General features: G+C 67.6%; 20 protein-coding genes and 5 tRNA genes. 22 read left to right on the top strand and 3 right to left on the bottom strand.

The window, feature by feature from the left end; translation table 11 throughout:
* Positions 1-12: 12 nt before the first annotated feature.
* From RG19_RS11635 to hemA, 3 genes are all read right to left on the bottom strand, one after another.
* Entirely contained in the window at positions 13-297 is a 285-nt protein-coding gene (locus RG19_RS11635; protein WP_058835405.1) for a GNAT family N-acetyltransferase, read from the bottom strand.
* A 77-nt stretch (positions 298-374) separates the two neighbouring features.
* The gene (gene prfA / locus RG19_RS11630; RefSeq protein ID WP_058835404.1) at positions 375-1463 is read right to left on the bottom strand and encodes a peptide chain release factor 1; all 1089 of its coding nucleotides are present in this window, start codon (positions 1461-1463) and stop codon (positions 375-377) included.
* On the bottom strand, positions 1435-2718 hold the full coding sequence (hemA, locus tag RG19_RS11625; protein WP_058835403.1) for a glutamyl-tRNA reductase: 1284 nt from the start codon (positions 2716-2718) through the stop codon (positions 1435-1437). Before hemA ends, prfA begins: the two co-directional genes overlap by 29 nt.
* A gap of 78 nt (positions 2719-2796) precedes the next feature.
* Between hemA and RG19_RS11620 the strand changes: the two genes are divergently transcribed.
* The 22 genes from RG19_RS11620 to rpoC all read left to right on the top strand — a co-directional run bounded on the left by RG19_RS11620 (position 2797) and on the right by rpoC (position 25364).
* Positions 2797-4473: a tetratricopeptide repeat protein gene (locus RG19_RS11620; protein WP_058835402.1), complete on the top strand. Its 1677-nt coding sequence runs from the start codon at positions 2797-2799 to the stop codon at positions 4471-4473.
* 89 nt (positions 4474-4562) lie between these two features.
* A complete protein-coding gene (lolB, locus tag RG19_RS11615) occupies positions 4563-5231 on the top strand; it encodes a lipoprotein insertase outer membrane protein LolB (protein ID WP_058836577.1) in 669 nt (222 codons plus the stop codon).
* Complete coding sequence (ispE, locus tag RG19_RS11610) at positions 5228-6151, top strand: 4-(cytidine 5'-diphospho)-2-C-methyl-D-erythritol kinase (RefSeq protein WP_058836576.1); 924 nt, start codon at positions 5228-5230, stop codon at positions 6149-6151. Before lolB ends, ispE begins: the two co-directional genes overlap by 4 nt.
* Positions 6129-6205 (top strand) — tRNA-Gln (locus RG19_RS11605). Before ispE ends, RG19_RS11605 begins: the two co-directional genes overlap by 23 nt.
* 64 nt (positions 6206-6269) lie before the next feature.
* Positions 6270-7229, top strand: a complete 960-nt coding sequence (locus RG19_RS11600; protein ID WP_058835401.1) for a ribose-phosphate diphosphokinase — start codon at positions 6270-6272, stop codon at positions 7227-7229.
* A 114-nt stretch (positions 7230-7343) separates the two neighbouring features.
* Complete coding sequence (locus RG19_RS11595) at positions 7344-7985, top strand: 50S ribosomal protein L25/general stress protein Ctc (protein WP_058835400.1); 642 nt, start codon at positions 7344-7346, stop codon at positions 7983-7985.
* A 44-nt stretch (positions 7986-8029) separates the two neighbouring features.
* The gene (gene pth, locus RG19_RS11590) at positions 8030-8611 is read left to right on the top strand and encodes an aminoacyl-tRNA hydrolase (RefSeq protein ID WP_058835399.1); all 582 of its coding nucleotides are present in this window, start codon (positions 8030-8032) and stop codon (positions 8609-8611) included.
* A 100-nt stretch (positions 8612-8711) separates the two neighbouring features.
* Positions 8712-9803 carry a redox-regulated ATPase YchF gene (gene ychF, locus RG19_RS11585; protein WP_058835398.1) on the top strand — a complete coding sequence of 364 codons (1092 nt, stop codon included), beginning with the start codon at positions 8712-8714 and terminating at the stop codon, positions 9801-9803.
* A gap of 81 nt (positions 9804-9884) precedes the next feature.
* A complete protein-coding gene (locus RG19_RS11580) occupies positions 9885-10826 on the top strand; it encodes an ion transporter (RefSeq protein ID WP_058835397.1) in 942 nt (313 codons plus the stop codon).
* Positions 10827-10884: 58 nt separating this feature from the next.
* Positions 10885-10970 (top strand) — tRNA-Tyr (locus RG19_RS11575).
* A gap of 50 nt (positions 10971-11020) precedes the next feature.
* Positions 11021-11094: transfer RNA gene (locus RG19_RS11570), tRNA-Gly, on the top strand.
* 112 nt (positions 11095-11206) lie between these two features.
* Positions 11207-11282: transfer RNA gene (locus RG19_RS11565), tRNA-Thr, on the top strand.
* Between the two features lie 43 nt (positions 11283-11325).
* On the top strand, positions 11326-12516 hold the full coding sequence (tuf, locus tag RG19_RS11560; protein WP_058835385.1) for an elongation factor Tu: 1191 nt from the start codon (positions 11326-11328) through the stop codon (positions 12514-12516).
* Between the two features lie 126 nt (positions 12517-12642).
* Positions 12643-12718, top strand: a tRNA-Trp gene (locus RG19_RS11555).
* A gap of 70 nt (positions 12719-12788) precedes the next feature.
* Positions 12789-13166 (top strand): preprotein translocase subunit SecE, encoded by a 378-nt coding sequence (secE, locus tag RG19_RS11550; RefSeq protein WP_058835396.1) that lies wholly within the window; start codon positions 12789-12791, stop codon positions 13164-13166.
* Between the two features lie 15 nt (positions 13167-13181).
* On the top strand, positions 13182-13754 hold the full coding sequence (gene nusG / locus RG19_RS11545; RefSeq protein ID WP_058835395.1) for a transcription termination/antitermination protein NusG: 573 nt from the start codon (positions 13182-13184) through the stop codon (positions 13752-13754).
* A 234-nt stretch (positions 13755-13988) separates the two neighbouring features.
* Complete coding sequence (gene rplK, locus RG19_RS11540) at positions 13989-14417, top strand: 50S ribosomal protein L11 (protein WP_058835394.1); 429 nt, start codon at positions 13989-13991, stop codon at positions 14415-14417.
* A 3-nt stretch (positions 14418-14420) separates the two neighbouring features.
* Positions 14421-15122: a 50S ribosomal protein L1 gene (rplA, locus tag RG19_RS11535; RefSeq protein ID WP_058835393.1), complete on the top strand. Its 702-nt coding sequence runs from the start codon at positions 14421-14423 to the stop codon at positions 15120-15122.
* Between the two features lie 414 nt (positions 15123-15536).
* Positions 15537-16061: a 50S ribosomal protein L10 gene (gene rplJ, locus RG19_RS11530; RefSeq protein ID WP_058835392.1), complete on the top strand. Its 525-nt coding sequence runs from the start codon at positions 15537-15539 to the stop codon at positions 16059-16061.
* 80 nt (positions 16062-16141) lie between these two features.
* Positions 16142-16519, top strand: a complete 378-nt coding sequence (gene rplL, locus RG19_RS11525; RefSeq protein WP_058835391.1) for a 50S ribosomal protein L7/L12 — start codon at positions 16142-16144, stop codon at positions 16517-16519.
* 358 nt (positions 16520-16877) lie between these two features.
* Positions 16878-21035 (top strand): DNA-directed RNA polymerase subunit beta, encoded by a 4158-nt coding sequence (gene rpoB / locus RG19_RS11520; protein ID WP_058835390.1) that lies wholly within the window; start codon positions 16878-16880, stop codon positions 21033-21035.
* A 102-nt stretch (positions 21036-21137) separates the two neighbouring features.
* Positions 21138-25364 (top strand): DNA-directed RNA polymerase subunit beta', encoded by a 4227-nt coding sequence (rpoC, locus tag RG19_RS11515; RefSeq protein ID WP_058835389.1) that lies wholly within the window; start codon positions 21138-21140, stop codon positions 25362-25364.
* The last annotated feature ends 332 nt before the right edge of the window (positions 25365-25696 follow it).

Here is a 25696-nt window from a genome sequence, read left to right as displayed (position 1 = left end):
GCGCGCCGGGGCTCACGGCGGGGACAGCGGCAACCGGGACCAGGGCGTCCCGTCGAACGGTTCCCAGCCCGCCGACCGGTACACGGCCTGCGCGGGGAAGTTGTCCGGTGTGGTCTTCAGCGCGCGCCGGAGCGCGCCGGCATCGCGACCGAAGGCGGCAGCAGCCTGCAGCGGCGCGCGTGCGACACCCCGGCGGCGATGCGCGGGCTCGACGACGTAGAAGACGCGAGAGCGATGGAACAGCGCCGCGAGCTGATCGATGTCGTCGGGACCGGCGCGATGGATGGCGGTGGGCATGGGACAGATGCGTGGTGCGGTGCTCCATGCTCGCGTGCCCGTCGCCGTCTGTCACCCCGGCCGTTCGGCAACTGCCGTCATCGGCCGGCGTCGGCCAACTGCGCCAGCAGGTCGGCCTGCTGCTCCTGGGTCAGCCGGTCGATCAGCGCATCGAGCCCGCCTTCGACGATGTTGGGCAGGTCGTACAGGGTCAGGCCGTCGACACGGTGGTCGGTGATGCGGCCCTGCGGATAGTTGTAGGTGCGGATGCGCTGGCTGCGGTCGCCGCTGCCGACCTGCAGCTTGCGCGCAGCGGCGGTCGCGGCGGCGCGCCGGTCGGCCTCGGCCTCGGCCAGCATGGCGCGCAGGCGCTTCATCGCCTTGTCGCGGTTGGCGTGCTGGGAACGCTCGGTCTGCGATTCCACCACCACGCCACTCGGCAAGTGGGTGATGCGGATGGCCGAATCGGTCTTGTTGACGTGCTGGCCGCCGGCGCCGGAAGAGCGGAACGTGTCGATCTTGAGGTCGGCGGGGTTGAGTTCGATCGGCTCGCCGTCGTCCTCGACCGGGATGATCGCCACCGTCGCCGCCGAGGTGTGGATGCGCCCCTGCGACTCGGTTTCCGGCACGCGCTGCACGCGGTGGGTGCCGGATTCGAACTTCAGCCGCGCGTAGGCGCCGGCACCTTCGACCCGGGCGATCACCTCGCGAAAGCCGCCGTGCTCGCCGGCATTCGCGGACTCCACCTCGACCCGCCACCCCTGGCGTTCGGCGTAGCGCCCGTACATGCGGAACAGGTCGCCGGCGAAGATCGCCGCCTCGTCGCCCCCGGTGCCGGCGCGGATCTCCAGGTACAGGCCGCCGTCGTCGCGCGCATCGCGAGGTACCAGCAACGCCATCAGTTCGGCATCGAGCGTCTCCAGGCGCGCCTGCGCGGCCTCGATTTCCTCGTCGGCGAGCGCACCCAGTTCCGGATCGTCACGCAGGGCCCGTGCGCCGGCCAGGTCCTGCCGGGCCTGCTGCTCGGCCGCGAGCGTGGCGGCCAGCGGCTCGAGCTGGGCGAACTCCCGGGACAATGCCCGGAAGCGCTGCGCATCGGCGGCGACGTCGGGTTCGGCGAGCAGGCGTTCGAGTTCTTCGCGACGCTCGGCCAGCGCCTCAAGCTTGTGGCGCAGGGTCGGCAGCATCGTCGTCGGATTCCGGGGGCGTGGGCTGCAGTGCGCGCTCGAGCGCGGCGGCGAGTTGGGCATTGCCGCCGGCGGCGGTCTCGCGCACCGCGGCGGTGGGGGCGTGCAGCAGGCGGTTGGTCAGGGTGTGGGCGAGGAAGGCGAGCACGTCGTCGGGGTCGCGTCCCTGGGCCAGTTGCTGGCGCGCCCGGGCGAGCACGTCGGCGCGTGCGCGCTCGCCATGCGCGCGCAGCAGGCGCAGCGGCGCGTCGAAGGCGCTCGCGGCCTGCAGTTCGCGGTAGCGCGAGACCTGCAGGTCGATGATGGCCTCGGCCGCTTCGGCGGCCTCGCGGCGGTTGCGGCGGTTGTCCTCGACCGCGCGCTCGAGGTCGTCGACCGTGTACAGGTAGGCGTCCTTGAGATCGGCGACGTCGGGCGCGATGTCGCGCGGGACCGCGAGGTCCATCAGCAGCATCGGCTTGTGCTTGCGCGCGCGCAGGGCCGCCTCCACCTGCGGGCGGTGCAACACCGGCTCGCGGCTGGCGGTGGCCGAGAACACCATGTCGGCCTGCGACAGATGCCGGTCCAGATCCTCCAGCGGCAACGCGACGCCGCCGTGCCGCGAGGCCAGTGCCTGTGCATGCGCCAGGGTCCGGTTGGCGACCAGCAGACGGCGCGCCTGCGCCTGCACCAGGTGGCGGGCGGCGAGTTCGATGGTTTCGCCGGCGCCGATCAGCAACACGGTCGAATCCGACAGCCGCGCGAACGAATCCTGCGCCAGCCGCACCGCCAGTGATGCCACCGACACCGGGCTGGTGCCGATCCGGGTCTCGCTGCGTGCGCGTTTGGCGGTCACGAACGCATGCTGGAACAGGCGGTCGAGCTGGTTGCCCAGGGCGCCGGCCGCACGCGCCGCCGCCCAGGCCTGCTTCACCTGGCCGAGGATCTGGGGTTCGCCCAGGACCAGCGAGTCGAGCCCGGTCGCGACCCGGAACAGATGGCGGGCGGCGTTGGCGTCGGCATGGCGATAGAGATAGGCGCCGAGATCGGCGTCCGGCCGGTTCACCAGCCATGCGGCCAACACCTCGTCGCCGTCGTCGGCCACCGCGTAGAGCTCGGTCCGGTTGCAGGTCGACAGCAGCAACGCCTCGCGCACCGACGGCAGCGCGCGGATCTCGGCGAGCGCGTCCGGCAGTGCGTGCTCGGCAAACGCCACCCGTTCGCGCAGGTCGACCGGCGCGCTCTGGTGGTTGATGCCGAGGGCGAAAAGACTCATGGGAACGAGAACCAGGCGTTCAGGGGCTTGCGATAAGCTTGCGGCCGAACGCCGTATTTTACGGCCCGACCGCCGACGATGCCCGCTTTGTTCCGTTCAGCGTTTCGCCCGCTCGTTCTCGCCGCGGCTCTGATGGCCGCGATCGCGCCGCTGGCGGCGCGCGAAGCCGCCTCCGGTGCGCTGCTCGATGCGACCCTTTCGGGCGAATTCGCGCTGCAGGCCGGCCGTCTCGACGAGGCGGCGGACTGGTACCTGCGCGCGGCCCAGGCCGCGCCGGAGGATCCGGCCCTGTCCGAGCGCGCCACCCGGATCGCGCTGCTCGCCAACGACGACCGCCGGGCCGGCGAGGCGCTGCAGATGTGGAAGGCCGCAGCGCCGCCGTCGCTGCAGTTGTCGGGCATCGAGGCGACCTGGCTGTTGCGGACCGGTCGCGAGCGCGCCGCCCGGCGCGAACTGATCGCGCTCATGCAGGCGCCGGGCGCCGATGGCTGGCGCCATGCGCTGTCGGCGATCAGTGCCGGCAGCCGGAGTCCCGAGGATGCGGCGCGGCTGGTGCGTCGGCTCGTCGATGCCGGCGCGATCCCCGACGACCTGCAGGCCTGGCTGGCGTTTGGCGGGCTGGCCCAGCGCCTGGGTGGCGATGTGTCCGAGCGGATACTGCAGGAGGTGCTGCGCCGCTTCCCCGACGAGCCGCGGGTGGCGCTGCTGCGCAGCGTCCAGCTGCGCGAGGCCGGCCAGCTCGAACAGGCGCGCGAAGCGCTGGTGCGGGTCGAGGACCAGGCGCTGCTGTCCCCGGACCTCCGGCTGGCCATCGCGGCCGAATACGATGCGCTGGGCGATCCGTCGGCGTCCGCGCGGATCATGGCGATGGGCCCCCAGGACCAGCGCAGCTACGGTCTCAGGGCCTCGTTGCTGGTGAAGGCGGAGGACCTACCGGCGCTGGAGGCGCTGTACGCCGAACTGCGCGAGCAGGCGCAGTCGCCCGAGCCGGGGTGGCGGCTGCTGCTCGGGCAGATGGCCGAGTACCTGGACCTGCACGACGAAGCGCTGGAGTGGTACGCCAGCGTGCCCGGCGGCGAACCCCGCCAGGTCGCGCAGCTGCGCACCGCCAAGGTCCTGCACGACATGGAGCGCCAGGACGAGGCCTTCGCCGGTCTGCGCGGCCTGCAGGCCGATGCGGCAGTGGACGACGAGCTCCGCCGCGACGCCTATCTGTTCGAGGCCGAGCTGCACCAGCAGGACGGCAACTCCACGGCCGAAGCCGACACCTATGCGCGCGGTCTCGGTGCCCACCCCGACGACGGTGCGCTGCTCTATGCCCGCGCGCTGATGTGGGAGCGCCGCGACGACATTCCGCGCGCGGAGGCGGACCTGCGCCGCATCCTGGTCGCCGAGCCGGAGAACGTTGCCGCGCTCAACGCGCTCGGCTACACCCTGGCCGACCGTACCGACCGGTACCGCGAGGCGCTGGAGCTGATCGACCGCGCGCGCGTCGCCGAGCCGGACAATGCCGCGATCATCGACAGCTACGGCTGGGTGCTCTACCGCCTCGGCCGTTACGAGGCGGCGCTGTCCGAGCTGCGGCGGGCCTGGACGTTGATGCAGGATCCAGAAGTCGCGGCGCATGTGGCCGAGGTGCTGTGGGCGATGGGACGCCGCGACGAGGCGCGCGACTGGTTCGGCAAGGCGCAGGCGCTGGATCCGGACAACCGCTCGTTGCTGCGCGCACTCGAGAACACCGGAGTGGAACTGTGAGCGGGTGCGGCGCGATGCGCGGGAGCGGGCGGCCGACGGTAACGGTTCGAAAGGCGTGGCCGTCCCGGCAGGGCCCGCGTGCAGGGCGTCTGCGCCTGCACGCTGCCGCGTTGGGCATCGCGGTCGTGCTCGCGGGCTGCGTCAGCGTACCGAGTGGGCCGGCACCGGTGTCCAGTGTGCTCGACGCGCCTGCGCAGCAGGCGGCGCAACAGCGGCTGGAGGCGCGCGAGGCCACGGTGGCCGCCCTGCCGGTGCTGGCGTTCTCCGGCCGGGTCGCGCTGTCGAAGGGGCGAGACGGCGGCAATGGCCGGCTCGATTGGCGGCAGGAGGGGGGCGCGTATCGGGTCACGTTGAGTGCGCCGGTGACCCGGCAGAGCTGGAGCCTGCAAGGCGGCCCCGACGGTGCGCGCATCGAGGGGCTCGACGGTGGGCCGCGCGAAGGTGCCGACGTCGGCCTGCTGCTGCGGGAGGCCACCGGGCTCGAGATCCCGGTGGCCGCGCTGGCCGCCTGGGCGGCAGGCGCGCGCGCCGATGCCACGCGGTTCGGGCCGGCCGTGGTGGAGTTCGACGCGGAGGGGCAATTGGTCCGCCTGCGCCAGGACGGCTGGACCGTCGATTACCTCGGTTGGCAGTCGCCGGAGGGACCGCCGCCGGTGCTGCCGCTGCGTGTCAATGCGCAGCGCGACGACGCACGGGTTCGGCTGATCGTCGATGCGTGGACGCTGGACGACGGGGCTGTCGACGCTGGCGTCCCGTGAGCGGTGAGGCGACGCCCGCTGCGGCCGGGAAGACGGTTGCGGACCCGGTAGCGTGGTCGGCCTGGCCGGCACCGGCCAAGCTGAACCTGTTCCTGAGGATCACCGGCCGCCGCGACGACGGTTACCACAGCCTGCAAAGCATGTTCCGCATGCTCGATTGGGGCGACACCGTGCATGTCCGGGTGCGCGCTGACGGGCGGATCGTGCGCGCCGATGTCACCTTGCCGGGTCTGGATGCCGATGCGGATCTGGCAGTGCGGGCGGCGAAACTGCTTCAAAAAGAAGCCAGCGTCTCGCATGGTGCCGATATCCGCGTCGAAAAGCGCATCCCGGCCGGTGGCGGGTTCGGCGGAGGGTCGTCCGACGCGGCCAGTGTGCTGGTCGCGTTGAATCATCTGTGGGGTCTCGGCCGGTCGTCAGCGCAGTTGGCGGCCCTGGGTCTGCGGCTCGGCGCAGATGTGCCGGTCTTCGTGGTTGGTGAGAATGCCTGGGCCGAAGGCGTGGGGGAGCGGTTGACCCCGGTCGGATTGCCGCCGGCCTGGTATGTGCTGGTGGATCCGGGCGTGCCGACACCGACCGCAGCGCTGTTCGCGGACCCGGAATTGACGCGAAATGCTGCGCCCGCGACAATATCCGACTTCGTTTCGGGTGCTCCGCTCGGCAATGCGTTCGAGCCGGTCCTGCGTCGCCGCGAACCTGCCGTCGAGGCTGCGTTCGCCGCGCTGTCGCGGGTCGGCCGCGCACGGCTGACCGGAACCGGGAGCGGCTGCTTCGTCGAATTCGCCACACGCGAGGCCGCCGAGGCCGCGCACGCCGCACTGCCGGCCGGGCTTCGTGCCTGGGTGGTCGCCGGCGCCGCGCGCTCGCCGCTGCTGGATGCGCTGCAGGACGTTACACAGGGGCGTCGCCAAGAGGCCTAAGGCACCGGGTTTTGATCCCGGCATTCGCAGGTTCGAATCCTGCCGCCCCTGCCATCCGCCGCCTCGTGCGGTCCCATCCCCATCACCGCCACGGTCAGAGCGGAGCGGAGTCGTCCCCATGAAAGAAGATCGCAACCTCCTGATCTTCTCAGGCAGTGCCAATCGTCCCCTCGCCAAGGCCGTGTGCCGCGAGCTGGGCATGCGCCCCGGCAAGGCGCTGGTCTCGACGTTCTCCGACGGCGAAGTCCAGGTCGAGATCGAGGAGAACGTCCGCCGCCAGGAAGTGTTCGTGCTGCAGCCGACCTGCGCGCCGAGCGCCGAGCATCTGGTCGAGCTGGCCGTGCTGGTCGACGCGCTCAAGCGCGCCAGTGCCGCCAGCGTCACCGCGGTGATCCCGTACTTCGGCTACGCCCGCCAGGACCGCCGCCTGCGCTCGTCGCGGGTTCCGATCACCGCCAAGGTGGCGGCCAAGATGATCGGCGCGGTCGGTACGGATCGCGTGCTCACCGTCGACCTGCACGCCGACCAGATCCAGGGCTTCTTCGACATCCCCGTCGACAACGTCTACGCCTCGCCGCTGCTGCTGGCCGACATCTGGCGCGCGCACGGCACCGACAACATGGTGGTGGTCTCGCCCGACGTCGGCGGCGTGGTCCGCGCCCGCGCGATCGCCAAGCGCCTCGACGACGCCGATCTCGCGATCATCGACAAGCGCCGCCCGCGCGCCAACGTGGCCACGGTGATGAACATCATCGGCGACGTCGAGGGCAAGACCTGCGTGCTGGTCGACGACATCGTCGACACTGCCGGCACCCTGTGCGCCGCCGCCGCCGCGTTGAAGGAAAACGGCGCGACCAAGGTCGTGGCCTACTGCACCCACCCGGTGCTGTCGGGCGCGGCGATCGAGAACATCACCAAGTCCCAGCTCGACGAGCTGGTGGTCACCGACACCATCCCGCTGTCGGACGCCGCCCGCGCCTGCGGTCGGATCCGCGCGCTGAGCGTGGCCGAGCTGCTGGCCGAGACCATCCGCCGCGTCGCTTTCGGCGAATCGGTCAGTTCGCTGTACGTGGATTGAGTTACGGCCGGGTGCGGCGTCGCCGCGCCCGGTCTCTGCGGGTGCCTCTGGTCGCGGAGGCATCCATCACCGACCGCCGACAGGCGGTCTTTCCAACCAAGGTAGTGACACAACATGGCAAACCATGAAATTTCGGTCGAGCGCCGCGAGGACGGGGGGAAGGGTGCGAGCCGCCGCCTCCGCCACGCCGGCAAGATTCCGGCCGTTGTCTACGGTGGCGACCTCGCCCCCGTCAGCATCCAGCTCGACCACGAGAAGGTCTGGCTGGCCAGCCAGAACGAGTGGTTCTATTCCTCGATCCTGGACCTGAGCCTCAACGGCGACGTGCAGAAGGTGTTGCTGCGTGACATGCAGCGCCATCCGTACAAGCAGCTGATCATGCACCTGGACTTCCAGCGCGTGAGCGAGAACGAGGCCCTGCGCGCGGCGGTGCCGCTGCACTTCCTCAACGAAGAGACCTCGCCGGCCGGCAAGGCCGCCGACGTGGTGGTCACCCACGAGCTCAACGAAGTGCAGGTGAGCTGCCTGCCGCAGGATCTGCCGGAGTTCATCGAGGTCGATCTCGCGGCGCTGGAGCTGGGCCAGTCGATCCACCTGTCCGAGCTCAAGCTGCCGAAGGGCGTCGAGATCCCGGAACTGAAGCTGGGCAAAGAGCACGACCATGCCGTCGTGATCGCGCGTCACGGTCGCGTCGAGGCCGAGGCCGATCCGGATGCCGAAGCCGAAGGCGGCGACGCCGAGGCCAAGGACGAGTGATCCCCGCGCGGGCGTGCCTTCGGGCGCGCCCGCCGGTCCATGCGATGGACGGATTGCGACTCATCGTCGGTCTGGGCAACCCCGGTCCCGACTACGCGCGAACCCGGCACAACGCCGGGTTCGCCTTCGTGGAGGCGGTCGCCGACCGCTTCGGCGGGCGTTTCAGCGTCGAAGCCAAGCTGTTCGGCGAGGCTGCCCGCGTCGACATCGCCGGCCGTCCGGTGTGGTTGCTCAAGCCGGCCACGTTCATGAATCTCTCCGGGAAATCGGTCCAGGCCGCGCAGCGGTTCTGGAAGATCGAGCCCGAGCAGACCCTGGTCGCCCACGACGAGCTGGACCTGCCGCCCGGGACCGCCCGGCTCAAGTTCGACGGCGGCCACGGCGGGCAGAACGGCCTGCGCGACATCATTCGGTTGCAGGGCAACGGTCGCTTCCACCGGTTGCGTGTGGGCATCGGTCATCCCGGCAGCAAGGACAAGGTCACGCCCTGGGTGCTGGGCCGGGCATCGGCGGACGAGGCCGTCGTGGTCGCGCGCGCGATCGACGATGCGCTCGATGCGCTGCCGCTGGCGGTGGAGGGCAACTTCATGGATGCGATGACGCGCCTGCATACGGCCAAGCCGTAGCGCGTCGTACGACGCCGGGATTGGCGATTGTCGATGTGCGGAGCCGGTGGGCCCGCGCGTCGGCAATCGCGAATCACGGATTACGGATCACGGAACTGCCATGGGCATCAAATGCGGCATCGTGGGTCTGCCCAACGTGGGCAAGTCGACCCTGTTCAACGCGCTCACGAAGGCCGGCATCGCCGCGGCCAACTTCCCGTTCTGCACCATCGAGCCCAATGTCGGCGTCGTGCCGGTGCCGGATCCGCGCCTCAACGCGCTGGCGGAGATCGTCAAGCCGCAGAAGGTGCTGCCGACCGCGGTCGAGTTCGTCGACATCGCAGGCCTCGTCGCCGGTGCGGCGAGCGGCGAGGGGCTGGGCAACAAGTTCCTGGCCCACATCCGCGAAGTCGATGCGATCACCCACGTGGTGCGCTGCTTCGAACATCCGGACGTGATCCACGTCGCCAACCGGGTGGATCCGATCGCCGACATCGAGACGATCGATACCGAATTGGCGCTGGCCGACCTGGACTCGGTGGAGAAAGCGCTGCAGCGGGCCGAGCGCTCGGCCAAGACCGGCGACAAGGATGCCAAGGCGCGCGCCGAGGTGCTGCAGCGGGTGCAGGCCGGGCTGGCCGAGGGCCGGCCGGTGCGCGCGCTGGCACTCACCGACGACGACCGCGCGATCATCCGTGATCTGTTCCTGCTCACCATCAAGCCGGTGCTGTACATCGCCAACGTGCTCGAGGACGGTTTCGACGACAATCCGCATCTCGATGCGGTGCGCGCCCGCGCGGTGGCCGAGGGTGCCGACGTCGTGCCGGTGTCGGCGGCGATCGAGGAGGAGTTGTCGCAGCTCGACGACACCGACCGCGACGCGTTCCTGGCCGATCTCGGTCTCGAAGAGCCGGGCCTGAACCGCGTGATCCGGGCCGCGTACGGCCTGCTCGCCCTGCAGACCTACTTCACCGCGGGGGTCAAGGAAGTGCGCGCCTGGACGGTGAAGATCGGCGCGACCGCGCCACAGGCGGCCGCGGTGATCCACACCGATTTCGAGAAGGGCTTCATTCGCGCCGAAGTGGTCGGGTACGACGACTTCATTCGCTACAACGGCGAAGGCGGCGCCAAGGAAGCCGGCAAATGGCGCCTGGAGGGCAAGGAGTACATCGTCAAGGATGGCGACGTGATGCACTTCCGCTTCAACGTCTGACTTGCTCAACGTCTGACACGTTCAACGTCTGATCTGCCTGCGGGTGGCCGCCGCCGCCCGCAGGCCACGCCAGGGCGCGCCATGCACGACGACCCCCTCAGCGACGCCGCCGCACACGGGCTGCGGACCCGTCTCGGCGCATGGATCGAATCGCCGCGCGTGCAGTGGTGCGTGATCGCGGTGATCCTGGTCAACGCTGCCACGCTGGGCGCCGAGACCTCGCCGGCCGCGCGCGAGGCCTTCGGGCCGTGGCTGCGCGCGCTCGATGCCGCCGCGCTGACGGTGTTCGTGGCGGAGCTGGCGATCAAGCTGTTCGCGTTCGGTCCGCGCTTCTTCCGCAGTGGCTGGAACGTCTTCGACTTCATCGTGGTGGGGATCGCCCTGATGCCGGCGTCGGGGCCGCTCGCCGTGCTGCGCGCCCTGCGTGTGCTGCGCGTGCTGAGGCTGGTGTCGGCGGTTCCGCAGCTCCGTTTCGTCGTCGAGGCCTTGCTGAAGGCGGTGCCCGGCATCGCGGCCATCGGTGGCCTGTTGTTGATCCTGCTCTACGTCAGTGCGGTGATCGTGGTGGGATTGTTCGGGCCGGCGCATCCCGAATGGTTCGGCAGCCTGGACCGGGCGCTGTACACGTTGTTCCAGGTGATGACGCTCGACAGCTGGTCCTCGGGCATCACCCGCACGATCATGGAAGAGCAGCCGCTGGCCTGGCTGTTCTTCGTGCCGTTCGTGTTGATCGCCAGCTTCACCATGTTGAATCTCTTCGTCGCCGTGATCGTCAACGCGATGGACACCCTGCGCGGCGGCCTGCCGACGATCGAGACGCCCGCAGCGGGTGGCGCGTCGGGGGTGCCCGGCGACGCGCCTGCGGTGGCGGATCGCTGCGTGGATGCGGCGGTGGATGGGGGAGGGGGCGCAGGAATGGATCTGGCGCCGCCGGCGGTGCTGTTGGAAGAGTTGCGCGCCCTGCGTTCTGAGGTCGCCGTGTTGAACGCACGACTTGCAGATCAAACGCACGAGAAGCGTTGACAGCCCCTCCACGGCAGTCCAGAATTGCGGGCTCTGTTCCGGCCCTTGGGTCGGTTCCGGAGGGATACCCAAGCGGCCAACGGGGGCAGACTGTAAATCTGCTGGCTTACGCCTTCGGTGGTTCGAATCCACCTCCCTCCACCAAGTTTCAAAGCCGTTCGCAGTCCATCGCGGTCGGTGCAGGTTCCGCAGTTGCGGGAGTAGTTCAATGGTAGAACCTCAGCCTTCCAAGCTGATGGTGCGGGTTCGATTCCCGTCTCCCGCTCCATTGACGCCCTCGCGGCGGCCGTCGCGGAATCACAACGGGTTTAGGGCGCAGGAAGCGCCGGGCGCGCACCACCAGGCGGGCCGTCACCGCGAAACGGATTTGAAGAACACGTGCTCACGTAGCTCAGTCGGTAGAGCACCTCCTTGGTAAGGAGGAGGTCGATGGTTCGATTCCATTCGTGAGCACCACTTTTCTGCAAGCAATTTCAACTGCCAATCGAGATACGCAACCATGGCCAAGGGTAAGTTCGAGCGCACCAAGCCCCACGTGAACGTGGGCACGATCGGTCACGTGGACCACGGCAAGACGACGCTGACGGCGGCGCTGACGAAGGTGGGCGCGGAACGTTTCGGCGGTGAGTTCAAGGACTACAGCGCGATCGACGCGGCGCCGGAAGAGAAGGCGCGCGGCATCACGATCTCGACCGCGCACGTGGAATACGAGTCCCCGACGCGCCACTACGCGCACGTGGACTGCCCGGGTCACGCGGACTACGTGAAGAACATGATCACCGGTGCGGCGCAGATGGACGGCGCGATCCTGGTGTGTTCGGCGGCCGACGGCCCGATGCCGCAGACCCGCGAGCACATCCTGCTGTCGCGTCAGGTCGGCGTGCCGTACATCGTGGTCTTCCTGAACAAGGCGGACATGGTGGACGACGCCGAGCTGCTCGAGCTGGTCGAGATGGAAGTGCGCGAGCTGCTGTCGAAGTACGAGTTCCCGGGCGACGACACCCCGATCATCCACGGTTCGGCGCGTCTGGCGCTGGAAGGCGACCAGTCGGACATCGGCGTGCCGGCGATCCTGAAGCTGGTCGAGGCGCTGGACACCTGGATTCCGGAGCCGGAGCGTGACGTCGACAAGACGTTCCTGATGCCGGTGGAGGACGTGTTCTCGATCTCGGGCCGCGGCACGGTGGTGACCGGTCGTATCGAGCGCGGCGTGATCAAGGTGGGCGAGGAAATCGAGATCGTCGGTATCCGTCCGACCCAGAAGACGACGGTGACCGGCGTCGAGATGTTCCGCAAGCTGCTGGATCAGGGTCAGGCGGGCGACAACGCGGGTCTGCTGCTGCGCGGCACCAAGCGTGACGACGTGGAGCGCGGCCAGGTGCTGTGCAAGCCGGGTTCGATCCAGCCGCACACGGACTTCGAGGCCGAGGTGTACGTGCTGTCGAAGGACGAGGGCGGTCGCCACACGCCGTTCTTCAAGGGCTATCGTCCGCAGTTCTACTTCCGCACGACCGACATCACGGGTGCGGTGGAGCTGCCGGAAGGCACCGAGATGGTGATGCCGGGCGACAACGTGAAGATGAAGGTGTCGCTGATCAACCCGGTGGCGATGGACGAAGGTCTGCGCTTCGCGATCCGCGAAGGTGGCCGCACCGTCGGCGCCGGCGTCGTCGCCAAGATCATCAAGTAAGATCGGAAGGGTGGGGTGCCCATACGGGTGTCCCACCGCTTCGCCGCAACCAGCGAGGCGGGCCGGAACCTCGGTCCGCCTTCGTCGTCTGAGGGGACGGCTCCGGCGAGCATTCCGTACATTCATACGCCAGTAGCTCAATTGGCAGAGCAGCGGTCTCCAAAACCGCAGGTTGGGGGTTCGAGTCCCTCCTGGCGTGCCATTTACGCGGTCCCCTTCCGCAGGGTGCCCGGCCCGCGAGGGGCGTGCGCATCCCATCCCACGGACACCCAGTGAACAGCCGAGTCGAACAATCCAAGGCCGCTTCCGCCGCCGATATCGTCAAGTACGCCGCGGCGATCCTGCTCGTGGTGGCCGGCGTGTTCGCCTACTACTGGTTCTCGGCGTGGCCGACCTGGGCCCGGGCGCTGGCGGTGTTCGTCGGCCTGGTCGCTGCCGGCGGGGTGTTCATGTTCAGCGCGAAGGGCGCGCAGACCCGCGAGTTCCTGTCCGAGACCCGATTCGAGCTGCGCAAGGTGGTCTGGCCGTCGCGGCAGGAGGCCACGCGCATGACCTGGGTGGTGATCATCGCCGTGATCGTCATCGCCCTGGTGCTGGCCGGGTTCGATACCGTCATCCAGTGGCTGCTGCGGCTGTTTCTGGGGCACTGAGGAGTTGACGAGCTGATGGAAACCCAAGTCGACAAGCGTTGGTACGTGGTCCATGCCTATTCCGGCTTCGAGAAGTCGGTGGCGCAGGCGCTGCGCGACCGGATCGTGCGCGCCGACATGCAGGATCGTTTCGGCGATGTGCTGGTGCCGACCGAGGAGGTCGTGGAAATGCGCTCCGGTCAGAAGCGTCGTTCCGAGCGCAAGTTCTTCCCCGGTTACGTGCTGGTGCAGATCGCCACCCACGACGAAGGCGGCATTCCGCGGATGGACAGCGAAAGCTGGCATCTGGTCAAGGAGACGCCGAAGGTCATGGGTTTCATCGGCGGCACCGCCGATCGGCCGCTGCCGATCCGCGACGACGAGGCGGATGTGATCCTGCAGCGCGTCCAGGAAGGCGTCGAGAAGCCGCGTCCGAAGGTGCTGTTCGAGGCCGGGCAGATGGTCCGGGTCATCGACGGCCCCTTCAACGATTTCAACGGCGTGGTCGAAGAGGTCAATTACGAGAAGAGCCGTCTGCGCGTGGCGGTGCTGATCTTCGGCCGCTCGACGCCGGTCGAGCTGGAATTCGGGCAGGTCGAGAAGGCCTGACCCCTCACCGGGCCGCTCACTGGCGTCCCGGTCGAAACCTGCTATACTGCGCGGCTCCCTGTCCGGTCGAGCCGGGCATCCGCATTGGCCGCCGTGTGTGCGGCCTTTCGCGCGAGCGGGAGAGTGGATACCGGGGTGGCTGCGCGATACCGGGACGCGCGCCGCCCGTGATGAAGTCGTTCCCGGTCCGATGGGGAGCCTGAACAGGCGTTTGCACCCGGAGAGTACAGTCAGATGGCCAAGAAAGTCGTCGGTTACATCAAGCTGCAGGTGAAGGCCGGTCAGGCCAACCCCTCGCCGCCAGTCGGTCCTGCGCTGGGTCAGCGCGGCCTGAACATCATGGAGTTCTGCAAGGCATTCAATGCCGCGACGCAGAAGATGGAGCCGGGTCTGCCGATCCCGGTGGTCATCACCGCTTACTCGGATCGCACCTTTACCTTCATCACCAAGACGCCGCCGGCGTCGATCCTGCTGAAGAAGGCCGTGGGCATCCAGTCGGGTTCCAAGCGCCCGAACACCGAGAAGGTGGGCAAGGTGACCCGCAAGCAGCTCGAAGAGATCGCCAAGACCAAGGAGCCCGACCTGACCGCGGCCGACCTGGATGCGGCGGTGCGCACGATCGCGGGCTCGGCCCGCAGCATGGGCCTGACGGTGGAGGGCTAAGACATGGCAAAGCAGACCAAGCGCCAGAAGGCGATCTCCGCCGCGGTTCAGCCCGGCAAGACCTACGCGATCGAGGACGCGCTGAAGATCATCAAGGATCTCAGCACCGCGAAGTTCAACGAAGCCGTGGACGTCGCCGTGCGTCTGGGTGTCGATGCGCGCAAGTCGGACCAGCAGGTCCGTGGTTCGACCGTGCTGCCCGAGGGCACCGGCAAGACCGTGCGCGTGGCGGTGTTCGCGCCGGCCGGCGCCAAGACCGATGAGGCCCTGGCCGCAGGCGCCGATGCCGTGGGCATGGACGACCTGGCCGAGAAGATGCAGGGCGGCGACCTGAATTACGACGTGGTCATCGCCACGCCGGACGCCATGCGCGTCGTCGGCAAGCTCGGCACGCTGTTGGGTCCGCGTGGCCTGATGCCGAATCCGAAGGTCGGCACCGTGTCCCCGAACCCGGGCGAAGCGGTGAAGAACGCCAAGGGCGGCCAGGTGCGTTATCGCACAGACAAGGCCGGCATCATCCACTGCACCATCGGCAAGGCCGATTTCGACGCCGAGCGTCTGAAGACGAACCTGCAGGCGCTGCTGCTCGACCTGATCAAGGCCAAGCCGGCGACCGCCAAGGGCACTTACCTGCAGAAGGTTTCGGTCAGTTCGACGATGGGCCCGGGCGTCACCGTCGACCAGTCGTCGCTGACCCTGAAGTAAGTACAACGACCCTGCCGGCGGCGTGGTTGCCGACAGGGAAGTCCACGCATGGATGCGTGGATGTTCGCGGAAGGATCCGCACACGTTTTTGAGGGCATCGCCAGTGGACTCAGGTCCGCGCGCGGCGCCGTCAAAGACCGCAGGCGCGGTCCACAACGCAACGGCGACGGGCACGGACGCTCGACTGGCAACGGAATCGCCGCCGCTGCGGAACTGGCCGCTTAATCCTGGGCATGCATCCGCATACCGGGCCTGCGCAGATGGTCGCCGACCCTCCTGGATTCATGATGGTTTCGAATCTGGAAACGGCTGCCACCCGGAAGGCTCGCGCCTTCCCGGCATCGAAGGATCGATGCCGCTCTTGGGCCGCAAGCGGCAGGAGCCGCGCGCGGAGTTGAAGTACGGAGGAGTGCAATGGCTCTTAATCTGAACCAGAAGAAGGAAGTCGTTGCCGAACTGGCCGAGGTCGCCGCATCGGCGCACTCGCTGGTCGCCGCCGAGTATCTGGGTCTCACCGTCAGCCAGCTGACGGACCTGCGCAAGAAGGCGCGCGAGAACGGGGTCTACCTGAAGGTAGCGAAGAACACCCTGGTGTCGCGTGCAGTGGAGAACACCGATTACGCCGTCATCTCCGACGACCTGACCGGTCCGCTGCTGTATGCCTTCTCGAAGGAAGATCCCGGTGCCGCCGGCCGCCTCATCAAGGACTTCGCCAAGACCGCCGACAAGCTGAAGCCGCGCCTGGTTTCCGTGGGTGGACAGAAGTACCCGGGCACCCATGTGGATGTCCTGGCGTCTCTGCCGACCCGCGAACAGGCCCTGGCGATGCTGGTGGGCATGATGGCCCAGCCGGCCACCATGCTTGCCCGCGTTCTTGCCGAGCCCGCCGCCTCGACCGCCCGCGTGATCAACGCGGTCGGCCAGGCCAAGGCCGCCTGAAGTCATTGATGGATGCCGCATTCGGTACGCATCCGTTTCGCGTTTAACCGTTTCGAAATCAGACAATCAAGGTAATCACAATGTCCCTTTCCAACGAAGAAATCCTGGAAGCCATCGGCAGCAAGTCCCTCGTCGAGGTGATGGAGCTGGTCAAGGCGTTCGAAGAGAAGTTCGGCGTGTCCGCCGCTGCCCCGGTCGCCGTGGCTGCCGGTCCGGCTGCCGGCGCCGCCCCGGCCGCTGAAGAGCAGACCGAGTTCACCGTCGTCCTGAAGGCCGCCGGCGAGAAGAAGGTCGAGGTCATCAAGGTCGTTCGCGCGATCACCGGCCTGGGTCTGAAGGAAGCCAAGGACCTGGTCGAAGGCGCTCCGAAGGACGTGAAGGAAGGCGTCTCGAAGGACGAAGCCGAGAAGCTGAAGAAGGACCTCGAGGCTGCCGGCGCCAGCGCCGAGCTGAAGTAAGCGGTCCTTGCGTCGCCCGATTCGTTCAGGCGACCAATCGAGGCTGGGGGCGAAAGCCCCCGGCCTTTGGCCGTTCCTGGTATGCCGAGACGTCGAGGCAGGCCAGGGTCGGTAGCGTCACCGGTGGTGCTTGGTGACTGTGGATTCGAGGCGAGCCCGACGGCCGCTCGAGTCTCCAGCCACGAAGCGCATATCAGCTTCACGCAAGTCGTCAGTCGGAAGTAGCGGGAGAAGGCGTGCTGGTGCCGGCAATACCAGCGACTTCCCACTGGCGGTTTCCCCCAGGGCCATCCACGCGATGGCCGGTCCCCAGGGCCGCGGACGCGCGGCCCGTAGATGCCAAAGGCGGTCATATCCCATGACGACAACGTATTCCTTCACCGAGAAGAAGCGCATCCGCAAGGATTTCGGCAAGCGCGGCAGCATCGTCGAGGTGCCGTTCCTGCTCGCCATCCAGGTCGACTCCTACCGCGACTTCCTGCAGGCCGACCGCGAGCCCGCCAAGCGCGAGGACCGCGGCCTGCACGCCGCGCTGAAGTCCGTGTTCCCCATCGTCAGCTACAACGGCTACGCCGCACTGGAATACGTCGGCTACAAGCTGGGCGAGCCCGTGTTCGACGAGCGTGAATGCCGCCAGCGCGGCATGAGCTACGGCGCTCCGCTGCGCGTGACCGTGCGTCTGGTCATCTACGACCGCGAGTCGTCCAGCAAGGCGATCAAGTACGTGAAGGAGCAGGAGGTCTACATGGGCGAGATCCCGCTCATGACCGAGAACGGCACCTTCATCGTCAACGGCACCGAGCGCGTCATCGTCTCCCAGCTGCACCGCTCGCCGGGCGTGTTCTTCGATCACGATCGCGGCAAGACCCACAGCTCGGGCAAGTTGCTGTACTCCGCGCGCATCATTCCCTACCGCGGCTCGTGGCTGGACTTCGAGTTCGATCCGAAGGACGCGCTGTTCACCCGTATCGACCGCCGCCGCAAGCTGCCGGTGTCGATCCTGCTGCGCGCACTGGGCTACTCCAACGAGGAGATGCTCAACGAGTTCTTCGAGACCAACACCTTCCACATCCAGCCCGAGGAAGGCGTGCAGCTCGAGCTCGTGCCCGAGCGCCTGCGCGGCGAGACCCTGGACTTCGACCTGGCCGATGGCGAGACCGTGATCGTCGAGGCCGGCAAGCGCATCACCGCGCGCCACGTGCGCCAGCTCGAGGCCTCGGGCATCGCCGCGCTGGCCGTGCCGGACGAGTACCTGCTCGGCCGCATCCTCTCGCACGACGTGGTCGACCCGGCCACCGGCGAGTTGCTGGCCGTGGCCAACGACGAGATCAGCGAGGACCAGCTGGCCGCGTTCCGCGGTGCCGGCGTCGAGACCGTGGGCACGATCTGGGTCAACGATCTCGATCGCGGCCCGTACCTGTCCAACACCCTGCGCATCGACCCGACCAAGACCCAGCTCGAGGCGCTGGTCGAGATCTACCGCATGATGCGTCCCGGCGAGCCGCCGACCAAGGATGCCGCGCAGAACCTGTTCCACAACCTGTTCTTCACCTTCGAGCGTTACGACCTGTCGAGCGTGGGCCGGATGAAGTTCAACCGTCGTCTCGGCCGCAAGGAGACCGAGGGCGCCTCGGTGCTGTACGACGCCAAGTACTTCGCCGAGCGCAAGGACGAGGACGCCGTGCGCCTGCGCGGCGAGTTCGGCGACAGCTCGGACATCCTCGACGTGATCCGCGTGCTGACCGAGATCCGCAACGGTCGCGGCACCGTCGACGACATCGACCACCTGGGCAACCGTCGTGTGCGTTCGGTCGGCGAAATGGCCGAGAACGTGTTCCGCGTGGGCCTGGTGCGCGTCGAGCGCGCCGTGCGCGAGCGCCTGACGATGGCCGAGGCCGATGGCCTGACTCCGCAGGAGCTGATCAACGCCAAGCCGGTCGCGGCCGCGGTCAAGGAGTTCTTCGGCTCCTCGCAGCTGTCGCAGTTCATGGACCAGAACAACCCGCTGTCCGAGGTCACCCACAAGCGTCGCGTCTCCGCGCTGGGCCCGGGCGGCCTGACCCGCGAGCGCGCCGGCTTCGAGGTGCGCGACGTGCACCCGACCCACTACGGCCGCGTCTGCACCATCGAAACGCCTGAAGGCCCGAACATCGGCCTGATCAACTCGCTGGCGGTGTACGCGCGCACCAACCGCTACGGCTTCCTGGAGACGCCGTACCGCAAGGTCGTGGACGGCCGCGTCACCGACGAGATCGAGTTCCTGTCGGCGATCGAGGAGAACGAGTACGTCATCGCCCAGGCCAACGCGCCGCAGGACGAGAACGGCAACCTCAACGCGCAGTTCGTCGACGTCCGCGTGCAGGGCGAGCCGCTGCTCAAGCCGCCGTCCGAGGTCCACTTCATGGACGTGTCGCCGATGCAGACGGTGTCGGTCGCGGCCGCGCTCGTGCCGTTCCTGGAGCACGACGACGCCAACCGCGCGCTGATGGGCGCCAACATGCAGCGCCAGGCCGTGCCGACATTGCGTGCGCAGAAGCCGCTGGTCGGTACCGGCATCGAGCGTGCCGTGGCGCGTGACTCCGGCGTGACCGTGAACGCCCGCCGCGGCGGCGTGATCGAGCAGGTCGACGCCGGCCGCATCGTGGTCAAGGTCAACGAGGACGAGATCTCCGGCGAGACCGATGCCGGCGTCGATATCTACTCGTTGATCAAGTACACCCGGTCCAACCAGAACACCTGCATCAATCAGCGTCCGCTGGTGGGCGTGGGCGACGTGATCGCGCGCGGCGACGTGCTGGCCGACGGTCCTTCGACCGACATCGGCGAGCTCGCGCTCGGCCAGAACATGCTGGTCGCGTTCATGCCGTGGAACGGCTACAACTTCGAGGACTCGATCCTGCTGTCCGAGCGGGTGGTGAAGGAAGATCGCTACACCACGATCCACATCGAGGAACTGACCTGCGTCGCCCGCGACACCAAGCTGGGGCCGGAGGAGATTTCCGCCGACATCCCGAACGTCTCCGAGCAGGCGCTCAACCGCCTCGACGAGTCGGGCGTGGTGTACATCGGCGCCGAAGTGCGCGCCGGCGACATCATGGTCGGCAAGGTCACGCCGAAGGGCGAGAGCCAGCTGACGCCGGAAGAGAAGCTGCTGCGCGCGATCTTCGGCGAGAAGGCGTCCGACGTGAAGGACAGCTCGCTGCGCGTGCCGCCGGGCATGGACGGCACCGTCATCGACGTCCAGGTGTTCACCCGCGACGGCATCGAGAAGGACAAGCGCGCCAAGCAGATCGAAGAGTCCGAGATCAAGCGCGTCAAGAAGGACTTCGACGACCAGTTCCGCATCCTCGAGGGCGCGATCTACGCACGCCTGCGCACGCAGCTGCTGGGCAAGACCGCCAACGGCGGTGCCGGCCTGAAGAAGGGCGACACGGTCACCTCCGAAGTGCTCAACGCGCTGAAGAAGTCCGACTGGTTCACCCTGCGGATGAAGGACGCCGACGCCGTCGAGGCGATCGAGCGCGCGCAGCTGCAGATCGACACCCACCGCAAGGAGTTCGACAAGCGGTTCGAGGACAAGCGCGGCAAGATCACCCAGGGTGACGATCTTGCCCCGGGCGTGCTGAAGATGGTCAAGGTGTTCCTGGCGGTGAAGCGCCGCATCCAGCCCGGCGACAAGATGGCCGGTCGCCACGGCAACAAGGGTGTGGTGTCCAACATCGTGCCGGTGCAGGACATGCCGTACATGGACAACGGCCAGACCGTCGACATCGTGCTCAACCCGCTGGGCGTGCCGAGCCGCATGAACATCGGTCAGATCCTGGAAGTCCACCTCGGGTGGGCGGCCAAGGGCCTGGGCGAGAAGATCCAGCGCATGCTCGACGCACAGGCGGCGGTGAGCGATCTGCGCACGTTCCTGGGCGAGATCTACAACCACGACACCGAGGTGCTCGGCGAGCGCGTGGACCTGACCCAGTTCAGCGACGAGGAACTGCTGACCCTGGCGAAGAACCTGACCGACGGCGTGCCGATGGCGACGCCGGTGTTCGACGGCGCCGCCGAGTCCGAGATCAAGAAGATGCTCTCGCTCGCCGATCTGCCGGTCAGCGGCCAGACCCAGCTGTTCGACGGCCGCACCGGCGACGCGTTCGAGCGCAAGGTGACCGTGGGCTACATGCACATGCTCAAGCTCAACCACCTGGTCGACGACAAGATGCACGCGCGTTCGACCGGCCCGTACTCGCTCGTGACCCAGCAGCCGCTGGGCGGCAAGGCGCAGTTCGGCGGTCAGCGCTTCGGCGAAATGGAAGTCTGGGCGCTGGAAGCCTACGGCGCGGCCTACACCCTGCAGGAAATGCTGACGGTGAAGTCCGACGACGTGCAGGGCCGCAACCAGATGTACAAGAACATCGTCGACGGCGAACTGGACATGGTCGCCGGCATGCCGGAGTCGTTCAACGTGCTGGTCAAGGAAATCCGCTCGCTGGCCATCAACATGGAGCTCGAGGAGCACTGAGGGTCGTGACGGGCCCCGCGACGCGCCGCCCGTGGGCGCGCGTCGCGTGACGTCCGCAACGTAGTCGATCACGCCCTCATATCCCGAATCCCGGAGACAGACATGAAAGACCTGCTCAATCTCTTCAACCAGCAGCGCCAGACGCTGGACTTCGACGCGATCAAGATCGCGTTGGCCTCGCCGGACATGATCCGTTCGTGGTCCTTCGGCGAAGTGAAGAAGCCCGAGACCATCAACTACCGCACCTTCAAGCCCGAGCGCGACGGCCTGTTCTGCGCCTCGATCTTCGGGCCGGTGAAGGACTACGAGTGCCTGTGCGGCAAGTACAAGCGCATGAAGCACCGTGGCGTGGTGTGCGAGAAGTGCGGCACCGAAGTCACCCTGGCCAAGGTGCGCCGCGAGCGCATGGGCCATATCGACCTGGCGTCGCCGGTCGCGCACATCTGGTTCCTCAAGTCGCTGCCGTCGCGCATCGGCCTGATGCTGGACATGACCCTGCGCGACATCGAGCGCATCCTGTACTTCGAAGCGTTCGTCGTCACCGAGCCGGGCCTGACCCCGCTCGAGCGCAGCCAGCTGCTCAATGAAGAGCAGTACATGCAGATGCGCCAGGAGCACGGCGACGACTTCGATGCCGCGATGGGTGCGGAGGCGGTCTACGACCTGCTGCGCACCATCGACCTGCAGGCCGAGATGGTGCGCCTGAAGGAAGAGATCGCTGCGACGGGCTCGGAGACCAAGCTGAAGCGTCTGACCAAGCGGATCAAGCTGGTCGAGGCGTTCGTCGAGTCCGGCAACCGTCCGGAGTGGATGATCATGACGGTGCTGCCGGTGCTGCCGCCGGACCTGCGTCCGCTGGTGCCCCTGGACGGCGGCCGCTTCGCGACCTCCGACCTCAACGACCTGTACCGCCGCGTCATCAACCGCAACAACCGCCTGCGTCGCCTGCTCGAACTCAATGCGCCCGACATCATCGTGCGCAACGAGAAGCGCATGCTGCAGGAGTCGGTGGACGCGCTGATGGACAACGGCCGTCGCGGCCGCGCCATCACCGGCACCAACAAGCGCCCGCTCAAGTCGCTGGCCGACATGATCAAGGGCAAGCAGGGCCGGTTCCGCCAGAACCTGCTCGGCAAGCGCGTCGACTATTCGGGCCGTTCGGTGATCGTGGTCGGTCCGACCCTGCGCCTGCACGAGTGCGGCCTGCCGAAGAAGATGGCGCTGGAGCTGTTCAAGCCCTTCATCTTCTCCAAGCTGCAGCGTCGCGGCCTGGCGACCACCATCAAGGCGGCGAAGAAGCTGGTCGAGCGCGAAGAGGCGGAAGTCTGGGACATCCTGGAAGAGGTCATCCGCGAGCATCCGGTGCTGCTCAACCGTGCGCCGACCCTGCACCGTCTGGGCATCCAGGCGTTCGAGCCGGTGCTGATCGAAGGCAAGGCCATCCAGCTGCATCCGCTGGTCTGTACCGCGTTCAACGCCGACTTCGACGGTGACCAGATGGCCGTGCACGTGCCGCTTTCGCTGGAAGCCCAGCTGGAAGCGCGCGCGCTGATGATGTCGACCAACAACATCCTGTCGCCGGCCAACGGCGAGCCGATCATCGTGCCTTCGCAGGACGTGGTGCTGGGTCTGTACTACATGACCCGTGCGCTGGAGAACAAGGACGGCGAAGGCATGGCGTTCGCCAACGTCGCCGAGGTCAAGCGCGCCTACGACAACCGTGTCGTGGCACTGCACGCGAAGGTCAAGGTGCGCATCGCCGAGACCGTGATCGACGAGGAAGGCAACCGCGAGAAGAAGACCTCGATCGTGGACACCACGGTCGGGCGCGCGCTGCTGGCCGAGATCCTGCCGGAGGGCCTGCCGTTCGCGCTGGCCAACACCGAGCTGACCAAGAAGAACATCTCGCGCCTGATCAACTCGTGCTACCGCCAGCTCGGCCTGAAGGACACGGTCGTGTTCGCCGACAAGCTGATGTACACCGGCTTCGGTTTCGCGACGCGCGCGGGCATGTCGATCGGCATCGACGACATGACCATCCCGGTCGAGAAGAAGGGCATCCTGGACGAGGCCGAGGCCGAGGTGCTGGAAATCCAGCAGCAGTACCAGTCGGGCCTGGTGACCGCCGGCGAGCGCTACAACAAGGTGGTCGACATCTGGTCGCGCACCAACGAGCGTGTGGCCAAGGCGATGATGGACGCGATCGGCACCGACACCGTGACCAATGCCGAAGGCAAGCAGGTCGCGCAGAAGTCGATGAACTCGATCTACATCATGGCCGACTCCGGCGCCCGTGGTTCGCAGGCGCAGATCCGTCAGCTGGCCGGTATGCGCGGCCTGATGGCCAAGCCGGACGGCTCGATCATCGAGACGCCGATCACCGCGAACTTCCGCGAGGGTCTGAACGTCCTGCAGTACTTCATCTCGACCCACGGCGCCCGTAAGGGTCTCGCGGATACCGCGCTGAAGACGGCGAACTCCGGTTACCTCACACGTCGCCTGGTCGACGTGGCGCAGGACGTGGTGATCACCGAGACCGACTGCGGCACCACCACCGGCCTGACCATGGCGCCGATCGTGGAAGGTGGCGACGTGGTCGAGCCGCTGCGCGATCGCGTGCTGGGCCGTGTCGTGGCCGAGGACGTGTTCCTGCCCGGCAACGACGAGGATCCGATCGTCACCCGCAACACGCTGCTCGACGAGGCCTGGGTCCAGCGCCTCGAAGAGGCGAGCGTGCAGAGCATCAAGGTCCGCTCGACGATCACCTGCGAGAGCAGCTTCGGCGTGTGCGCCATGTGCTACGGCCGCGACCTCGGCCGTGGTCACCTGGTCAACCATGGCGAGGCCGTGGGCGTGGTCGCCGCGCAGTCGATCGGCGAGCCCGGCACCCAGCTGACCATGCGTACGTTCCACATCGGTGGTGCGGCATCGCGTGCGGCCGCCATCGACAACGTGACGGTCAAGACCACCGGCTCGATCAAGTTCAACAACCTCAAGCACGTCCAGCACGCCAACGGCAGCTTCGTCGCCGTGTCGCGTTCGGGCGAGTTGTCGGTGCTCGACAGTCACGGCCGCGAGCGCGAGCGCTACAAGCTGGCCTACGGCGCGACCGTCAACGTGCAGGACGGCGCCGAGATCAAGGCCGGCCAGACGGTCGCCAACTGGGATCCGCATAACCATCCGATCGTGTCGGAAGTGGCCGGTTCGATCCGCTTCGTCGACTTCATCGACGGCGTGACCGTGATCGAGAAGACCGACGAACTGACCGGCCTGGCCTCGCGCGAGATCACCGATCCCAAGCGTCGTGGCTCGCAGGGCAAGGACCTGCGCCCGATCGTGCGCATCGTCGACAAGAAGGGCAACGACCTCAACATCCCGGGCACCGATCTGCCGGCGCAGTACCTGCTGCCGCCGCGTTCGATCGTCAACCTGCAGGATGGCGATGCGGTGGGCGTGGGTGACGTGGTCGCCAAGATCCCGCAGGAAGCCTCCAAGACCCGCGACATCACCGGCGGTCTGCCGCGCGTGGCCGACCTGTTCGAGGCGCGCAAGCCGAAGGATCCGGCGGTGCTGGCCGAGAAGTCGGGTGTCGTCAGCTTCGGCAAGGACACCAAGGGCAAGCAGCGTCTGATCATCAAGGGACCGGACGGCGAGGAGCACGAGGAGCTGATCCCGAAGTACCGCCAGATCATCGTGTTCGAAGGCGAGCACGTGGAGAAGGGCGAGACGGTCGTGGACGGCGAGCCGAGCCCGCAGGACATCCTGCGCCTGAAGGGCGTCGAGGAGCTGGCGTCGTACCTGACCAAGGAGATCCAGGACGTCTACCGTCTGCAGGGCGTGAAGATCAACGACAAGCACATCGAGGTGATCGTTCGCCAGATGCTGCGCAAGGTCGAGATCAACGACTCCGGCGACAGCCGTTACCTGTCGGGCGAGCAGGTGGAGAAGCAGCGCGTCATCGAGGACAACGCCAAGCTGGCCTCGAAGAACGAACTGCCCGCCAAGTACGATCCGGTCCTGCTGGGCATCACCAAGGCCTCGCTGGCGACCGAGTCGTTCATCTCGGCGGCCTCCTTCCAGGAGACCACCCGCGTGCTGACCGAGGCGGCCGTACGCGGCACCCGCGACAGCCTGCGCGGCCTGAAGGAGAACGTCATCGTCGGCCGTTTGATCCCCGCGGGTACCGGCCTGGCGTACCACAGCCAGCGTCGTCGCGATGCCACCGGGCTGACCGACTCCGAGATGGACGCGCTGTCCGGCGTGACCGATGCCCCCGTGGCGGAGGCCGAGCCGGTCGCGGAGGCGCCCGAGTCGGGCAACGAGGCCTGATCGTCGGGCCTGCCAGGTGGGGCGTCATGCCCCACCTGGTGGCGGCCCGGTCGGGATTCCGGTTCCGGTCGGGTCGGTTTTGAGTTAGACTGTCCGGCGCGACGGCCTTCGGGTCGTCCCAGATCACGAAAAGAGGCGCCAGGGACGCGCCTCGTGTTCGGCCCAGGATGGGCGGGATCGCAGGAATGTCCGTTGGCCGTGTGTGGTCGATCGGGCGGGTGCAGTTCGCGTTGACGCTTTGCGTCAGTGCGGGCTATACTTTTCTGTCTGGGTAGGCCGCTTGCGGCCTGCCTTCGTTTTCACGTACGGGCTTCAGGCCCCAACCAAAGAAC

This window comes from Luteimonas abyssi (assembly GCF_001482195.1).
In the GTDB taxonomy this organism is placed as follows: Bacteria; Pseudomonadota; Gammaproteobacteria; order Xanthomonadales; family Xanthomonadaceae; genus Luteimonas; species Luteimonas abyssi.
This window is presented reverse-complemented; position numbering and strand designations above follow the sequence as displayed.

Coding starts and splice junctions, on each gene's coding strand:
- nusG (WP_058835395.1), top strand. CDS start 13,182: ATGGAAACCCAAGTCGACAAGCGTTGGTACGTGGTCCATGCCTATTCC.
- rplL (WP_058835391.1), top strand. CDS start 16,142: ATGTCCCTTTCCAACGAAGAAATCCTGGAAGCCATCGGCAGCAAGTCC.
- rplA (WP_058835393.1), top strand. CDS start 14,421: ATGGCAAAGCAGACCAAGCGCCAGAAGGCGATCTCCGCCGCGGTTCAG.
- rpoB (WP_058835390.1), top strand. CDS start 16,878: ATGACGACAACGTATTCCTTCACCGAGAAGAAGCGCATCCGCAAGGAT.
- hemA (WP_058835403.1), bottom strand. CDS start 2,718: ATGAGTCTTTTCGCCCTCGGCATCAACCACCAGAGCGCGCCGGTCGAC.
- rplK (WP_058835394.1), top strand. CDS start 13,989: ATGGCCAAGAAAGTCGTCGGTTACATCAAGCTGCAGGTGAAGGCCGGT.
- RG19_RS11580 (WP_058835397.1), top strand. CDS start 9,885: ATGCACGACGACCCCCTCAGCGACGCCGCCGCACACGGGCTGCGGACC.
- rpoC (WP_058835389.1), top strand. CDS start 21,138: ATGAAAGACCTGCTCAATCTCTTCAACCAGCAGCGCCAGACGCTGGAC.
- prfA (WP_058835404.1), bottom strand. CDS start 1,463: ATGCTGCCGACCCTGCGCCACAAGCTTGAGGCGCTGGCCGAGCGTCGC.
- ychF (WP_058835398.1), top strand. CDS start 8,712: ATGGGCATCAAATGCGGCATCGTGGGTCTGCCCAACGTGGGCAAGTCG.
- RG19_RS11600 (WP_058835401.1), top strand. CDS start 6,270: ATGAAAGAAGATCGCAACCTCCTGATCTTCTCAGGCAGTGCCAATCGT.
- RG19_RS11620 (WP_058835402.1), top strand. CDS start 2,797: ATGCCCGCTTTGTTCCGTTCAGCGTTTCGCCCGCTCGTTCTCGCCGCG.
- tuf (WP_058835385.1), top strand. CDS start 11,326: ATGGCCAAGGGTAAGTTCGAGCGCACCAAGCCCCACGTGAACGTGGGC.
- rplJ (WP_058835392.1), top strand. CDS start 15,537: ATGGCTCTTAATCTGAACCAGAAGAAGGAAGTCGTTGCCGAACTGGCC.
- RG19_RS11635 (WP_058835405.1), bottom strand. CDS start 297: ATGCCCACCGCCATCCATCGCGCCGGTCCCGACGACATCGATCAGCTC.
- pth (WP_058835399.1), top strand. CDS start 8,030: ATGGACGGATTGCGACTCATCGTCGGTCTGGGCAACCCCGGTCCCGAC.
- RG19_RS11595 (WP_058835400.1), top strand. CDS start 7,344: ATGGCAAACCATGAAATTTCGGTCGAGCGCCGCGAGGACGGGGGGAAG.